The 14,926-nt window shown below is 60.5% G+C and carries 11 protein-coding genes and 1 pseudogene; 5 read left to right on the top strand and 7 right to left on the bottom strand.

Going from position 1 to position 14,926, the window contains the following annotated elements; genetic code table 11:
- Positions 1–25: 25 nt before the first annotated feature.
- The 4 genes and pseudogenes from fhuB to ACXAH0_RS07080 all read right to left on the bottom strand — a co-directional run bounded on the left by fhuB (position 26) and on the right by ACXAH0_RS07080 (position 5,939).
- On the bottom strand, positions 26–2,005 hold the full coding sequence (fhuB, locus tag ACXAH0_RS07095; RefSeq protein ID WP_475189938.1) for a Fe(3+)-hydroxamate ABC transporter permease FhuB: 1,980 nt from the start codon (positions 2,003–2,005) through the stop codon (positions 26–28).
- Entirely contained in the window at positions 2,002–2,901 is a 900-nt protein-coding gene (locus ACXAH0_RS07090; protein WP_475185565.1) for an ABC transporter substrate-binding protein, read from the bottom strand. The genes fhuB and ACXAH0_RS07090 overlap by 4 nt, the downstream gene beginning before the upstream one ends.
- Positions 2,891–3,583 (bottom strand): annotated as a pseudogene (locus ACXAH0_RS07085) (ATP-binding cassette domain-containing protein); the annotation flags it as partial. The gene ACXAH0_RS07090 and the pseudogene ACXAH0_RS07085, both read right to left, overlap by 11 nt.
- Before the next feature lie 232 nt (positions 3,584–3,815).
- Entirely contained in the window at positions 3,816–5,939 is a 2,124-nt protein-coding gene (locus tag ACXAH0_RS07080; protein ID WP_475189936.1) for a TonB-dependent receptor, read from the bottom strand.
- 470 nt (positions 5,940–6,409) lie between these two features.
- Between ACXAH0_RS07080 and ACXAH0_RS07075 the strand changes: the two genes are divergently transcribed.
- The 5 genes from ACXAH0_RS07075 (at position 6,410) to ACXAH0_RS07055 (ending at position 10,853) form a co-directional block, all read left to right on the top strand.
- Positions 6,410–7,036: a TetR/AcrR family transcriptional regulator gene (locus tag ACXAH0_RS07075; protein WP_475185572.1), complete on the top strand. Its 627-nt coding sequence runs from the start codon at positions 6,410–6,412 to the stop codon at positions 7,034–7,036.
- Positions 7,037–7,256: 220 nt separating this feature from the next.
- Entirely contained in the window at positions 7,257–8,159 is a 903-nt protein-coding gene (locus ACXAH0_RS07070; protein WP_475189935.1) for a siderophore ABC transporter substrate-binding protein, read from the top strand.
- Positions 8,160–8,168: 9 nt separating this feature from the next.
- Entirely contained in the window at positions 8,169–9,164 is a 996-nt protein-coding gene (locus ACXAH0_RS07065) for an ABC transporter permease (protein ID WP_475189932.1), read from the top strand.
- Positions 9,165–9,213: 49 nt separating this feature from the next.
- Positions 9,214–10,098, top strand: coding sequence for an iron chelate uptake ABC transporter family permease subunit (locus ACXAH0_RS07060; protein WP_475185662.1), 885 nt, complete (start codon positions 9,214–9,216; stop codon positions 10,096–10,098).
- Positions 10,095–10,853 carry an iron ABC transporter ATP-binding protein gene (locus ACXAH0_RS07055; RefSeq protein WP_475185583.1) on the top strand — a complete coding sequence of 253 codons (759 nt, stop codon included), beginning with the start codon at positions 10,095–10,097 and terminating at the stop codon, positions 10,851–10,853. Before ACXAH0_RS07060 ends, ACXAH0_RS07055 begins: the two co-directional genes overlap by 4 nt.
- 127 nt (positions 10,854–10,980) lie before the next feature.
- On the opposite strand, the gene ACXAH0_RS07050 is transcribed toward ACXAH0_RS07055, so the two are convergent.
- From ACXAH0_RS07050 to ACXAH0_RS07040, 3 genes are all read right to left on the bottom strand, one after another.
- Positions 10,981–13,014, bottom strand: a complete 2,034-nt coding sequence (locus tag ACXAH0_RS07050) for a TonB-dependent receptor plug domain-containing protein (protein WP_475189931.1) — start codon at positions 13,012–13,014, stop codon at positions 10,981–10,983.
- A gap of 373 nt (positions 13,015–13,387) precedes the next feature.
- Positions 13,388–14,512 carry an energy transducer TonB gene (locus tag ACXAH0_RS07045; RefSeq protein ID WP_475189928.1) on the bottom strand — a complete coding sequence of 375 codons (1,125 nt, stop codon included), beginning with the start codon at positions 14,510–14,512 and terminating at the stop codon, positions 13,388–13,390.
- Positions 14,509–14,919, bottom strand: coding sequence for an ExbD/TolR family protein (locus ACXAH0_RS07040; RefSeq protein WP_475185591.1), 411 nt, complete (start codon positions 14,917–14,919; stop codon positions 14,509–14,511). Before ACXAH0_RS07040 ends, ACXAH0_RS07045 begins: the two co-directional genes overlap by 4 nt.
- Positions 14,920–14,926: the final 7 nt, after the last annotated feature.

Here is a 14,926-nt window from a genome sequence, read left to right as displayed (position 1 = left end):
AAAGACCCGCTGCAACACTGCGGTCCTATCCCTGCCGGCGGCTCAACAGAAGCAGAAGGAAGGGGGTTCCGACAAGCGCGGAGACAAGCCCCGCAGGCATTTCGTAGGGAAAATAGCCGTAGCGCCCGATCCAGTCGGCAGCCACCATCAAGCTGGCCCCTGCAGACATGGCGGCCAGAAGCTGGTCCCTTGCCCCTGCAAATCCGAGCTGCCGGGCAATATGCGGCGCCATCAGCCCGACAAAGCTGAGCGGCCCGACCGCAATCGTTGCCACTGCCGTGAGAAGCCCGGCCAGAATAAACAGCCCTGCCCGGGCCCGTTTCACCGGCAGTCCAAGGCCCAGAGCCGTGCTGGCACCAAGGGTCAAGAGGTCTAGCCAGCGCACGAGGGCCAGCGCAGCCCCGCCCAGAGCCAGCACGGCCCCGGCCAGCACCAGCATGCTGGAGACATCCGCCCCATAGGTCGAACCGCTCATCCAGCGCAGCAGCAAGAGAGAACGCAGGTCACCGGTGGCGGCCAAGGCGCCAATCAGCGCATCCAGCAAGGCAGTAAAGGCAATACCCGCCAGTACCATGCGCTCTGCCTGAAAGCCCGTTTTCCGGTTCAGGGCCAGGATCAACCCCATAATGGCAAGTGCCCCAACGGACGCGCACCCACTCAACATCAGTGTCTGTCCGGGTGCGAACACAAACACCCCGAAGGCCAGCCCGAGCATGGCCCCGGAACTGACACCGAGCACTTCGGGGCTGGCCATGTCGTTGCCGGACAGGCGCTGCAGGATCACCCCTGCCATGGCCAGCATCATTCCGGCAGCCGCTGCACTCACCACCCGGGGCACGCGAAACTGAAGCACCAGGTCCATCGCCGGGCTGGTAAAGAGGATCTCCCAGCTGCCCTCTGCAGAACGGCCAATCAAAACACTGACCAAAAGGCAGACGAGCGGCAGAAGCAGACCGGCGGCAACGGTCACCCGCACGGGATGGCGCCAGCGGGCCAGCGGCTCCGCCTGGCGCTCCGGAACGCTGGCCGAGCGTGTCTTGCCCAGAAGCAGAAGCAGCAACGGACTTCCAAACAGCGCGGTCACCGCCCCGGTCGGGATGAAATTCGCCAATTGGCCCGTTAGCAGCTGAAGGGCACTGTCTGTCAGAAACAGCAGGGCCGCCCCGACAAATGTCGACCACAGGATCTGGCTGGCAACGGTGCGCGCACCGGCAAGCCGCGCCAAGGCGGGGGCAGCCAGGCCGATGAACCCGATGACACCAACCGCGCTTGTGACCAGGGCCGCCAGGCAAACCGCCAGCACGATGGCTAGAAACCGGATCAGGCCCGGTGACGCACCCAGCGCCCCGGCCGTCTCATCCCCGACGCTCAAAACCGTCAGGGGGCGCACAAGGAACACGGCAGCGAGGGCCAGAAAGGCCAGTTTCGGGGCAAGGTTCAGGGGAATTGCCCAGTCCTGCTGCGACAGGGAGCCCGCCCCCCAGATGAACAGACTGGCCAGATAGCGGTCATTCAGCAGCACCAGCAAGGTTGCCGCCGCCCCGCAATAGAAGCTGATCACCAGACCGCCCAGCACCAGGGTGACCGGCGAAAAGCCGCGCCGGGACACCAGCAGGAAAACAAGGCCCGCCGCCGCCAGGCTACCGGCGGCGGCCACCGCATCCCGGCTGAAGGCAATCAGGGCCGGGGCAAACAGGGACGCCAGAACAAGCGCCAGATAGGCCCCGGCCGACACGCCCAAAGTTGTCGGGGAGGCCAGCGGATTACGCAGCACGGTCTGCATCAGAACACCTGAAAGCGACAGGGCCGCCCCGCACAAAAGAGCGGAAACCATGCGTGGCAAGGTCGCGTAGAGCACGATCATGCGCTCTACATCATATCCGCCGGGCGCCTCAAGCAACACTGCCAAGTGCGGGGACAAAAGCAGCCAGCACAAGAGCGCCGCCAGCGTAAACAGAAGGCCGGAGAGAACCGGCGCCCGGTTCGCCATCCCATATCCGCTCATGCGCTCACGCCTTCCAGATAGGTGGTCAGCAATCTGGCGAGCCGCAGGGCAGCGGGGACCATGCCGAAAGTCAAAACCGCAGGAAAGGTTACAAAATTGCCCTCAGCCACCACCGGCATGGACCGCCAGAGCGGACTGGAAGCCAGGGTCGGCTTGATCGCGTTCAAAATTGGCTCGAACGCAATCAGATGCATATCCGCCGGGGCGGACCGGGCAAGCTCCTCAAGGCCGACGGTAGTAAAGCCCCAGTAATTGGCAGGCCGGGTCCAGGCGTTTTGAAGCCCGAGCCGGTCGAGTACATTCTGATAGAGCCCCTGGCCGCCATAGACCCGGACATGGCGGTCATCCATGAAGTTCACCAAGGTCAGAGGCGGCGTTTTGAGGCCGGACAAGCGGTCGCGCAAGGCACCAAATTCGGCCTCTGCCTCCTTCAGAAAAGCCTCAGATTCCGGCACCAGACCGGTCACAGCTCCAAGCTTGAGCGTTTCGCTCCGGGCATTCGCCAGCGGCGTTCCGGTGCCGTTGTAAACGGAGACCAGATGCACTGGCGCGATGCGCTCAAGACGGGCCCGCAATGTATCCGTATAGGGGGTGGTGGTGATGAGATCCGGTTTGAGGGCGGCAATCACTTCCAGATTGACGGCAAGGTCCTGACCAATATTGGCAACAGATGTCGGCAAAGGCGGTGAAACCACCCAGCGACCCCACCGGTCGCTCGAGGCAACGCCCACCGGGGTCAGGCCCATGGAAATCAAGGTCGCGGCGGCCGCATAATCCAGAGTGACAACCCGCAGCGCACCTTTGCCAGCCGCCGCCGCAGCCGGGAAGCCCCCCGCCGCCAACAAGCCCGCCAGCCCTGCGCCCCCCGCCAGAAACGCGCGCCGGTCAATCGACATAGGCCAGCACCCCGTTGCCCCCCGGATGCGGCAGCACATTCATGGCAAGTCCGTAAATTGCCTCCAGCACAGAAGGCTTCAGCAGAGCCTGCGGTGTGCCGTCCGCCACACACTGTCCTGCCTTCAGCGCCACCAGCCGGTCGCAATAGCGCGCCGCCATGTTGACGTCATGCAAGACCAGAATGGAGGCAAGGCCCCGGGAGCGGCTGAGATCGCGCACCAGATCAAGCACCTCAATCTGATGGGCCACATCCAGCGCGGAAATCGGTTCGTCCAGCAGCAGACATCCGGCGTCCTGCGCCACCATCATCGCGATCCAGCACCGCTGGCATTCGCCGCCCGACAGGGTGTCGACCAGACGGTCCGCCAGCGGCAGAACACCGGTCAGCCGCATGGCCTCTTCGGTTTTCTCCCGGTCCGTTGCCCCGAACCTGCCGAAGGCGCCGTGCCAGGGATAACGCCCCATGGCCACAAGTTCGTGCACCAGAAGCCCGCGCGTCGGCGGGGTGTCCTGCGGCAAATGGGCGAGTGAGCGGGCAAAGGCCCGCCGTTCCCAGGCCTTGATCGGTTTGCCGCGATAGTGAACCTCGCCGGAACCGGCCTCCATCTGACCGGCCAGAACCTTGAGCAGGGTCGACTTGCCCGACCCGTTATGCCCGATCAATCCGGTGATCTGTCCGGGGTGAAACTCCAAGGCCTCAAGCGCAAGCAGCGTCCGGCCGTCCCGTTCCACACGGATGTTCCGGCAGGAAAACAGGCGGTCTTCACCGCCCTCCCCTTGCTGAGGCCCGGTGTTTGTAGTCACGGGCTGGCCCTTTCATACACTCAAGACCGTGGCTCCGCAGCATTGACGGAGCCACAAGACTTGCTTTTGGACACCCGACCCGGTCCGGTTGAGCGCCGTTTGATACGTGTCAGAATTTGACGGAATATTTGGCTGAGAACGTCGTTCCTGGCGCTTTCACGTAGTAGTAGTCCACATATCCGGCATAGGCTTCCGCCGCATAGGACTGCTGCAGCACCGGAACATAATCCGCATTCAGAAGGTTCTCAATGCCGAGCGACAGCTTGGAGCGCTTGTTCACCTTGAAGTCGGCAAAAGCGTCCATCACGAAATAAGGATCAATGGATTCAAGCCCCGTGAATTGCTCGCTGTCCGGGTTGCGGTAGCCGGAATAAAGGCCCTGCAGGCGGAACTTGGCCCACTCGCGCGGCTCATATTCCACGTAACCGGTCAGCTTCATCGGTGCGATACGGTCAGAACCGAGATCGGAGTCATATTCTCCGTCCCCGTCCGTATCATATTCCCCTTCCATCCAGGTGAAGGTGCCGCCGATGGTGATCTGGTCGGTCGCTTCATAGTTCGCGGCCACTTCCACACCCCAAATATGTTCGGGCGCCAGCACGATGTTCAGGTCCGCATCATAACTGACCCCGTTTTCGGACTCGTTGTAAAAGCCGGTGACCGACGCATCCCAGGCGGATCCGATGGCCCGCACTCCCAGTTCATAGCTGTCGGTTTTCTGGCCATCGTCAGACAGCTGCGACACATCCGTAAAGCTGGAATTGTAGAGATACCGTCCCAGATCCCCCAGCTGGAAACCTTGCGAAAACCCGCCAAACACGGTGAACGTGTCATTGATGTCGAAGGAGCCGCTGATATTGAAGAGCGGTTCACTGAACGTCAGTGTGCCACCATTCACCGATGTACCAAGTTCGTTGATATAGTCATCAATATCGAGCGACAGATATTCGTAGCGGACCCCGGCGGTCAGCTTGGCACGCTCATTGAACAGATCCGTGCTCAGCTGCGCAAAGGGTGCGACCCCTGTCAGGTCATATTCAGGTGAATCAACAGGCCCATCAATCGGGTTGACCTTGGTCTGATCGTTGATGACATCGAGCCCCCAGACCAGATCAACCGGGAGACGGTCCCAGGGCAGCGGCGTGTCGAATGTGGCCCGCGCGCCCATCTTCTGGGATTCCGTTTCATACTGATTGTAGGTCGTCGTCAGGAATTCTGTTTTGGTGAAGGTCGTCGTGTTCTTGTTGTAGTAAGTCTGGAGCTCGAACGTGCCGCCTAGAAGGTCATCATTGGTGTAAGTGCCGTTCAGGGTCAGATTGTCCGTGCCCGGCGTTCTGGTGTTCAGATTGCCGCGGGCCGCAGTCGCACTGGTGTTGTTGACCCGGCTGCCGCCGGAAACAACGCCGGACCAGTCGCTGTCCTGCCAGAACCGGTATTTGTTAGCGCTGAACTCGATCGTGTGGCTCTCGTGCTCATAGCCGATCTTGCCCAGGAAGTTATAGGCGAAGATATCGTCCGTGCCACCCTGCGTGCCGAAGGAATCCGCAGGCCGGCGCTCGCCATCGGCGGTATAGGATGCACCCGTGTCTTCCCAGCTGCCATTTGCCAGATAGAAAAAGCCGTTCTTGGCGCCGGATGCCGACGCTTCGGTTGTATAGGCGAAGGACTCCGAGACATTTGTGGGAGAAACCGTCACACCCAGGCTGAGCTCGGCGTTGAATTCCCCATCCTTGGGCTTTTTGGTGATGATATTGACGATGCCTCCCGGCGCTCCGAAACCGTAGGCCGCCGTTGCGCCCCGCACCACTTCAATCTGCTCGATCGCTGTCGTGCTGATGCTGTTCAGTGCCCGGTAATTGTTGTTGAGCGTGTTGGTCTGGGGAACCCCGTCAATCAGGGTGAGGAAATTCCGGCCGCGCAGGGTCTGGCCATAATCGGTCATGTTTTCGGTCGACTGCCCGAAGCCTGGAACGGTCTTTGCCAGAATTGCCCCCACATTGGCGCTGACTTCAGCTTGCCGCTGCACCTGTTCTTCCGTCACCACGGACACGGAAACCGTTGATTCAGAAATCGGCGTCTCAGTCCGCGTTGCCGACTTCACGACGATCAAGTCCAGAACCGTTTCGTCTTCGCTGCTCAGCACCGGCTCTTCTTCAAGGGTGAGATCCTGTGCATGCACGCCTTGAACGGCCGCCAGAAGCGTTGCGCTCACCAGTCCAGAATATTTCAACATGTGCCCTACTGCCCATTTTTTTTGCGCATCCTGGCGTCTTGGCTGGATGATTTCTTTCTCAGGCGGTTTATAAATGTTGAATATAACATGCAAGAAATAATGCGAGCTATAGCTCATATTTTTGAGACTCCTGTTGCCGTCAGGCAACAAGTCATTTTTCCGTGAAATGTCAGATACATAGAAAAAGATCTGCCGCAGGGCACCTCTCGAAACATCACATTTCCTCTGACTTTCCAGCCCTTTCATGCCAAAGTTCCACGCGCCGCGAATACAATCTTCCTGATCGGCCCAGGCCAAAATCCTGACGGCTACGGCAGCCGGGCTCCGCTTGAAACACCGTTTGAATTTCGCAGCCAAACGGTCTATCTCCGCACTGAGCACAAGTTCGGCAGACCGGTTTGCACAACCGGCCGGCAGGAAACCCCTGCCGTCTGACAGGCCTCCCGGGCCCGTTGTTTGAAGGAGAGGACATGGATCCGGAATCAACCCGTGAGCGCCTGCTGGCAAATGCCGAGCGGCTGATGGCGGAAAAGGGGATTGCAGCCACCTCGGTGCGGGAGATCACCGACGCTTCGGACGCCAATGTCGCCTCGGTGAACTACTATTTCGGCAGCAAGATGGAGCTTCTGCTGGAACTGCTCAAGAACCGGTTCTCGCAGCTGGACAAAGAGCTGTTGACCCGGATCGAACAGGCCGAGCAGAGTGCACAGGAAGATGGCCCCGGCACCCGGGCTCTTGTCGGCGCCTATTTCGACGCGCTGGCCGATCTCGGTCAAGACGTGGCAACCGGCGCCCCTGGCCCCTTCATTATCCTGATCGAGCGGGCTTCGGCGGAACAGGAAGCCGTGCTGGAGCGGGCCCAGGACTATCAGGCGCCCGGGATCAGCAGGTTAAGGACGCTTCTGGGGGCCAAAGTGCCGCCGGAACACCGGAGCCGCTTGGAACCGACGCTCCTGATCGACCTGATGTTTTCCGCTTCCGTGTCGGCCATTCCGCTGATGGGCGCCGGCACAGGACCCAACGTCCAGCTGGATGCCTTGAAGGAATTCCTGTTTGCCGGAGTTGACGCCTATCTGACCCGGCTTGCGGCCCCGTGAGGCTGCGTGCAAAATTCAGTGGCAAACGGGCAATTGGCAAAGGCAGAATGCTGGCCCGGACCGGCCAATTGGCATAGACATGAAGCTCAGGCCCGCACCGCCCGGAGCGACGGCCCTCAAATAGCCCTTCTGCGGCCAGATCCGAACGCCGCATTGACGAAACCGCTCAGCCACTTCCAATGGAACAGCCAGGCGACCGGAGATGGAGACAAGGATGCGCATGATCCGACTGTCCGCCGCCGCTGCGGCCCTGTTTATGAGTGCACAGGCTGCCCTTGCCGGCATGGTGACGGTTGAAACGGCGGCCGGCCCGGTGGATGTGCCCGCACAGCCCGAAAAGGTTATTGTTTTCGACATTGCTGCGCTGGACACACTCACGGCCCTTGGCGTTCGCGCCGCAGGCGTTCCGAACCGGGTCTATGTCGACTATCTGCAAGAGGCCGCGCAAACCGCAGCGCCCGCAGGCTCCCTGTTCGAGCCGGATTTCGAGAGGGTCAACGCGGTGGCCCCTGATCTCATCATTGCTGGCGGACGGTCCTCGGCGCAGGTTGACGCCCTGTCCGCCCTTGCTCCCACCATCGACATGACCATCTGGGGCGACGGCCTGCTGACACAGGCCAAGGCCCGTCTGGACGCCTATGGCCAGATCTTCGGCAAGGAAGACGAGGCCAAAGCCCTCACCGGGAAGCTGGATGCGGCGGTCGCAGCCCTGCGCACCCGCACGTCCGGGGCCGGCAAGGCCCTGATCGTGCTGACCAATGGCCCGAAGATAAGTGTCTATGGTCTGGGGTCCCGTTTCGGCTGGCTGCATTCCGAGCTCGGCATTGAACCTGCCCTGCAAGAGGTCAAGGCCTCCACCCATGGCGAGGCGGTCTCCTTTGAATTCATCCGTGACACGGACCCGGACTGGCTGATCGTGATCGACCGGGCAGCCGCCATTGGCGAGGATGCAAGCCTTGCCTCAGAGACCCTGAACAACCGGCTCGTGGCCGAAACCAAGGCCTGGACCTCCGGTCAGGTGATCTACCTGAATGCCGCCAAGGTCTATATTGCGTCCGGCGGATACCGGTCCGTGATGGACACGGTTGACGACCTGAGCAAGGCTTTCTCCAAAACCAACTGACAGACCGCTTTGCCCTTTCCCTTTCCTGCCCGCGCGGCGCGGCCGCATCGTCTGGTCTGGCCGCTGCTGCTGGGTGCGGGTCTGCTGGCCCTGATAGCCGCCAGTGTGGCCACCGGGGCCGCCCAGGCCGGATTCTTCGAGCTGTTTCAGAGCGGCGGCAAGGGCGAACTGCTTTTGGTCAGCCGGGTGCCGCGTACCCTGGCCGCGATCCTCTCCGGCGCATCACTCGCCGTTGCCGGGGTCATCCTGCAAACGCTGGTGCGCAACCGCTTTGTGGAACCGGCCACCACCGGCACCGGTGAATGCGCCGCGCTCGGCCTCTTGCTGATGACCCTTTTCGTTCCGGGCGCCAGCCTGTTTGTCAAAATGGCCTGCGCCAGCGCCGCTGCCTTTGCCGGCACCGCCGTCTTTCTGGCCATTGTCCGTAAACTGCCGCCGACCCAACCCTTGTTGGTGCCCCTGACCGGGATTGTCTATGGTGGCATCATTGCCGCCCTGTCCACCTTTCTCGCCTATGAATACGATCTGCTGCAATATCTCGCTGTGTGGATGAACGGGGAATTCTCCGGAATCTTGCAGGGGCGCTATGAGCTCCTGTGGGCGTCCGGCGCAGTGGCCGCCTTCGCCTATCTTTATGCCGATCAGTTCACGGTGGCCGGATTTGGCCGCGAAACAGCGACAGGCCTTGGCCTCAACTACCGTTTCGTGATGACCTCAGGTCTCCTTTTCGTCTCTCTGATCACCTCCTTTACAGTGCTGACTGTTGGCTTGCTGCCCTTTGTCGGGCTGGTCGTGCCCAACATCATCAGCCGGTTCCTGGGCGATAACACCCGCGCGACGCTGCCGCTGATTGCCCTGACCGGCGCGGTTCTGGTGCTGGCGAGTGACCTTGCCGGACGTCTGATCCGCTACCCTTATGAAATTCCGGCCAGCACGGTGTTCGGCATTGCCGGCACCGGCATCTTTCTCTGGCTTCTGTTTGCAAGGCCCCCGCACCGTGGGTAGACCCCTGATCCTGCTCGCCCTTTTGGCCCTTCTGGCCATAGCGGCCTTCATGACCCTTGGCGCCCGGGGCAACTGGGACTTCATCCTCATGTTCCGGGGGGCCAAACTGCTGGCCCTGGTGCTGGTGGCCACATCCGTTGCCCTGGCCACGGTGCTGTTCCAGACCCTGACCGGCAACCGCATCCTGACCCCTTCCATCATGGGCTTTGATGCGCTGTATGTGCTGCTGCAAACCGCGCTGGTCTTTGCCCTGGGCGGGTTCGGATTTGCAGCCTTGCCGCCGGAAGGCAAATTTCTGGCCGAACTGGCGCTGCTGACCGGCGCCGCCCTGCTTCTCTTCGGGGCCCTGCTGGGCCGGGGCCTTCAGGACCTCTTCCGCATGCTGCTTGTGGGGGTCGTGTTCGGCGTCCTGTTCCGCAGCTTCACCAATCTGCTGCAGCGGATTATGGACCCGAGCGAATTTTCCATTCTTCAGGGCTCGGTCTTTGCCAGTTTCAACCGGGTCGATACCACGTTGCTGGCTCTGACAACGCCGTTGATCCTGCTGGTCTGCGCCTTTATCTGGCACAAGCGCCATGTGTTTGATGTGATGGCCCTGGGCCGCGATCAGGCCATCGGGCTTGGGGTGGATCACCGCCGGGAAGTGTTTACCGGCCTGACGCTCGTCGCCATTCTGGTGGCAACGTCCACCGCGCTTGTCGGTCCTGTTAGCTTTTTCGGGCTTCTGGTCAGCGCGCTCGCCTATGAACTCCTGAAGACCCACCATCACGGGCCGGTTTTTCTCGCCGCCACCCTGATCGCGATCACGGTCCTGGTCGGCGGGCAGGCCATTTTCGAACGGGTTCTGGGCCTGGGCGCAACGTTAAGTGTGGTGATCGAATTCCTGGGCGGCCTCACCTTTCTGGCCCTCATCTTGAGAAAGGCACGGATGTGATCGAGATCGAAGACGTCACCTTTCACCACGGGAAAACGCCGGTCCTGAGTGATATCTCCCTGACCATCGAAAAGGGCGGTGTGACGGCGCTGATCGGCCCGAATGGAGCCGGAAAGTCGACCCTCTTTGCGCTGATGGCCCGGCTCCTGCCGCTGGAAACAGGCCGGATCAGCTTTGACGGGCTCGATGTGTCCAGCTGCCCGTCCCGGGACCTTGCCCGCAAGCTGGCGATTCTGCGCCAGGACACCCATGTCGCTTCCCGCATTTCGGTCAGGGACATGGTCGGCTTCGGCCGGTTTCCCCATCATCAGGGCCGCCCGACGGACACCGACCGGGAGCGCGTGGCCCAGGCCTTGGCGCAATTTGACCTTGAGGCCCTTTCGGACCGGTTCCTTGACGAATTGTCCGGAGGGCAGCGGCAGAGGGTTCTGGTGGCCATGGCCTATGCCCAGGACACCGACTACCTGCTTCTCGACGAACCGCTGAACAATCTCGACATGCAGTTTGCCCGCAGCCTGATGCGCCAGCTGCGCGCTCTGGCCGACAGCCATGGCAAGACCATCGTTGCCGTGCTGCATGACATCAATTATGCCGCTGCCTATTCGGACCACATCATTGCTCTGAAACAGGGGCGGATCATCGCCCATGCCCCGACTGGCGATCTGATGCGCGAAGAGATCCTGTCGCAGATCTATGAAATGCCCGTGAAAATCAGGACCCTGGACGGCCTCAAAGTCGCTCTGCACCACATCTGACAGCAAAGGCTGGCCCCAGAGGGACCAGCCGCACAAGTGCCTGATTCCAACCTCGACAAATAAAACCGACCGCAATTGACTGAGACCGCCAGACTTTAAAGACTGCAGACGCTACAGCCCGCGAACGTCAGAATTTCAACTGTGCCTTCAGCAGGAAGGACCGGCCCGGCTCATAAAGCGGGGTAAGTTCATCCAGACCGTATTCGGCCCCATAGGTGGACCGTTCCGCATAGGTTTCATCGAAGATATTGTTGGCTTCCAGCCGGAGAGTTAGCTGCTCGACTTGCTTTGGCTTGTATTCGGCAAAGGCATTGGCAACAAAATAGCCCGGCAAGGCGTTGTAACCGGCTTTCTCGGTTCCCTCATATTCGAGCGCGGCGTCGAAGCTGGAGCCGAGGGTCAGATCATAGCGGTCAAATGTGTGCACTATCTCGGCGGCAATCACCTGGCCGACGGGAGCGCCCGCGTCGCTGGCGGAAAAGGAATCCACATAGCCGCTGTCATTCTTCAGGTCGCTGTCGGAATAGGACACCCGGACAAATCCCGCCCCCCAGGAATAGCCCGCGCCGAGCTTGAACCCCTTCACAGTGACATCCGTGTTATGAACGTTGAGGGCACTGGTGTATTCCCGGTAGTCGAAGAAGTCGGTCTGGAAGACATCCCCCGTGACATGAAAGCCCTGATAGTCAATCTTGATCCCGGCAACCAGGTTCTGGGCGCGGACCGGTTTCAGCCCGTCATAGCCGGTGATGCTGTCGAAAATGTAGTTTTCTTCCAGATCAATGCCGCCAAAGACGTTTGAATAGCCCGCATTGACAGAGAGAAACTCGGTCACGTCGACTTCAGCAAATGCATTGCCGCTCAGGCCGAAATTGTTCAGTTCGGTGCCATCAACCCCGGTGAACCATTGCTGATCCCCACGTCCGCCGAAGGACAGACGCACCCGGTCAACCGGCATCAACCGCGCCTGGGCGTAGAAGCCCACATTGCGGGCCTTTTCCTTGTATCCATCGGGACTGTAAAGCACATCGGAATATTCGCTTTCCGCGTTGTAGAAGTCGACACCGGCCGTCACCGTCTGCGCCTCACCGATATGGAACGTGTTTTCCGCCTTGCCGGACCAGGACCAGGCCGATCCGTCACTTTCAATGTTCAGCAGCCGGCCGGAGCCCGTGTGATAGAAGAACGGGACCTCGGTCGAGGCTTCGCTGTAGCCCAAAACCACAACCGGATCGATGAGACCTTCAGCCCCTTCCAGGCTGTATCTGGCCGAGTAGCTGCGCTGGGTGATCTCGTAGCGGCGGGTTTCCGGTTCCGTAGACGGCAAGCCGCCGAAATTCGCCCGGTAGGGCCGCTGGGAATGGTCCTGCACCTGCTGGGCGCTCAATTCAAACCGGTGCCCTTCGGAGGACTCAAACGCCGTCTTTCCCAGATAGCTCAGGAAGTTTGCCGATGTGCCATTCATCTCCGTGCCATCGCCGTCGGAGTAGTTGTCCCCATCGGCGTATTTGATGTAGCCGAGCAGTTCAAACCCTTCATAGCGGCCATATCCGGAGGCCGCTTCGGTGAAGGTGGCGCTGTTGGTATCAAAGGTCAGCGAAGCAAAGCCGCCATAGCTGCGGCCGTCTTCCAGAAGGTCGCCCACATCTACGGTTTCATAGACAATCGCCCCGCCAAGGGCGGCTGGCCCCGCATCTGCAGGAGCAACGCCCGGATCCACCCGGACAGACTTCAAAAGGGTGGGATCGATATAGTTGGTCGTGTTGTGGTGAAAGACCCGGTTGTTCTGCAGAACACCATCAACCGACACCGCAAGGTTGAGTTCGTCGATGCTGTTCACATAGACTTTCTGCGTTGACCCCATGGCACCGCCAACAGTGATGGACGCGTCCCCGGCAAACACATCTTTCAAAGATTGCGGATTGGTGCGCTGCAGGTCCTCTTGGGAAACATAGATCGCGCCTGCCCGGTCGGCCGCACCTGCATGCTTGTCATCCGCCGTTTCCTCGCCCGGGATCACCAGAATGGTTTCCAGGACAGTTGCCCCCGCAGTCTCCGGCTCAGAGGAAGACGCGTCCTGGGCCACCGCACCACCTGCCAGCATGGCCGACTGAATAACTGTGCCCGAAAGCAAAACTGAAAGACGCACGCGGTCATGCATGGTCAGGCCCCCTTGATGATTTTCCGTTGACAGCTGCACTCGGTGAAACACCGAAACTGGCGTGAACCGGCCTTTTTCAGCCAGTCGGCAATCCTATACATGAGATTTTTACTCATGTAAAACAATGTTTGAAATATTGTTTGAAGCCTAATCAAAGCCCATCAGGCCGCTTGAGGCTCCGGCCGAAAAGGCAACGACGCTGCGGTAAGGCATGAAAGTCTGTTATAAGTAGCTGGGCAGACCGGCAAACGCAGAAGCATGCGGAAAAGCAGCTGCCACCGCACCGGCTGCGAGAAAAAGCATCGGGATGCAGAGCTTCCTTCAGACAGCGAGGCCGCTCTGACACCAGGCCTCTGCTGTTGCTGTTAAGTTGTTACCGGTTCGGATCAAACATGATGGGGGCGGAAAAGGGCATATGCTTGGCCCGCAGGTTCGACGGAAATTTCGGCATCGGCGACGCGCGGCGGACCATGTCGAGGGCCGCCTGGTCGATTACGGGATGACCGGACGATCGCACAATGCGAACCTTCGACACCGACCCGCTCGGCGCAATCAGGAAGGACACCTGCACCGTGCCGCGCAGCTTCTTGCGTTTTGCCTTTTTCGGATATCTTTGGGCCCGCAAAAGCTTAGACCGGACCTTGCCTTTATAGTTCGACTTCGCCTTGTCGCCCCCGTCCTTGGACTTGGCATCCTGACGCCCATTTGCATTGGAGCGGGCAGTCTGGCTGGTGATGCGCTGCCCACCCCGGCGGGCATCTGCCTCTGCGCCGCGCTTCTGCTGCTTCTGAGCCTGTTTCTTCTGGGTCTTCTTTTTCTTCTTCTGAACCTTTTTGACCGGGGGGTCAGGCTTGACTTTCGGGGTCCTGGTGACCTCGCTCAACGGATCCGGAACGGGCTCGAGACGGTCAACAGCCGGCTCCACAAGCCTGGCCACTTCGACCGGCTTCTGGTCATTCACCGGCTTGACCTCGACGGGCTTTTGCGCGGTGACGGGCTCTGAAACCGGAGCCGCTTCGGGAACGACTTCCGCAACGGTCTCCGGCAAAGCCGCAGGGCTGGCTTCATCCGGAACCACATCCTTGAGCGGCTCTGTCACGGTAACCGCATCCGCCGACGTGACCCCTTCCACAACCGGAACCGCTTCGGCCGTCACAACCGGGGCCTCAACAGCGGTCTGCGGACTGACAGCCTGTACCGGCTGCACAACCTCCACCGCCTCCACCGGCGGCGTCACGTCGCTCACCGGCGCTGGCGCTTTCACCGGCTCGACCGGCTCTACATCGGGATCGGCTTCCTCGACCGCCTCCGCCACGCTGGCCAAATCGGCAACGCTGCCAGAAACAAGATCTTCCAGCCCGCCAATGACCGAAACACCGCCTCCTGCAGATGCCCCGACCTCGACCTTGTTGGGATCTTCGGCAAAAAAAGCCGATCCGGCACTGTGACCCAGAACCGACAGGACCAGACCGGCAATGAACAACCGCGTATAGCTCACTTGGCGCCTCGTCTTGTAATCAGCACAAGATCGGTCCGCCCGGCCGATCTGAATTCGTCCAGGACTTTTTCCAGCTGATCAGCCTTCAGGTCTCCGTCTGCGGCAATTTTCAAGGGCTCCCGGGCCGAGTCCTGAAGCTCCTGCGCCCCCTCCTGCTTCGCCAGCCAGCTGGCCACCGTGATTTCCTCGTCACCGGCATATGTCTTGCCGGCCCGGTCAATGATCAGAGCCCCGGTGGAGCGTACCGTTTCATCTTCAAGAATGTTGTGCGGCGGCTCGACCTTGCGCGCATCATCCTTGGCAATCGATCCGGCAAAGAGAAAAAAGATCAGCATCAGGAAAACGACATTGATCAGCGGAATGGTGTTTTCAGGTGGTTCACGGCGTATCTTTTGGGTCAGACGCATCTCATGG

Source organism: Roseibium sp. AWQ4_290, assembly GCF_056160985.1.
This window is presented reverse-complemented; position numbering and strand designations above follow the sequence as displayed.

Bases quoted from the DNA above. Each gene is read 5' to 3' on its own strand.
- fhuB (WP_475189938.1), bottom strand. From the start codon at position 2,005: ATGAGCGGATATGGGATGGCGAACCGGGCGCCGGTTCTCTCCGGCCTT.
- ACXAH0_RS07090 (WP_475185565.1), bottom strand. From the start codon at position 2,901: ATGTCGATTGACCGGCGCGCGTTTCTGGCGGGGGGCGCAGGGCTGGCG.
- ACXAH0_RS07080 (WP_475189936.1), bottom strand. From the start codon at position 5,939: ATGTTGAAATATTCTGGACTGGTGAGCGCAACGCTTCTGGCGGCCGTT.
- ACXAH0_RS07075 (WP_475185572.1), top strand. From the start codon at position 6,410: ATGGATCCGGAATCAACCCGTGAGCGCCTGCTGGCAAATGCCGAGCGG.
- ACXAH0_RS07070 (WP_475189935.1), top strand. From the start codon at position 7,257: ATGATCCGACTGTCCGCCGCCGCTGCGGCCCTGTTTATGAGTGCACAG.
- ACXAH0_RS07060 (WP_475185662.1), top strand. From the start codon at position 9,214: ATGACCCTTGGCGCCCGGGGCAACTGGGACTTCATCCTCATGTTCCGG.
- ACXAH0_RS07050 (WP_475189931.1), bottom strand. From the start codon at position 13,014: ATGCATGACCGCGTGCGTCTTTCAGTTTTGCTTTCGGGCACAGTTATT.
- ACXAH0_RS07040 (WP_475185591.1), bottom strand. From the start codon at position 14,919: ATGCGTCTGACCCAAAAGATACGCCGTGAACCACCTGAAAACACCATT.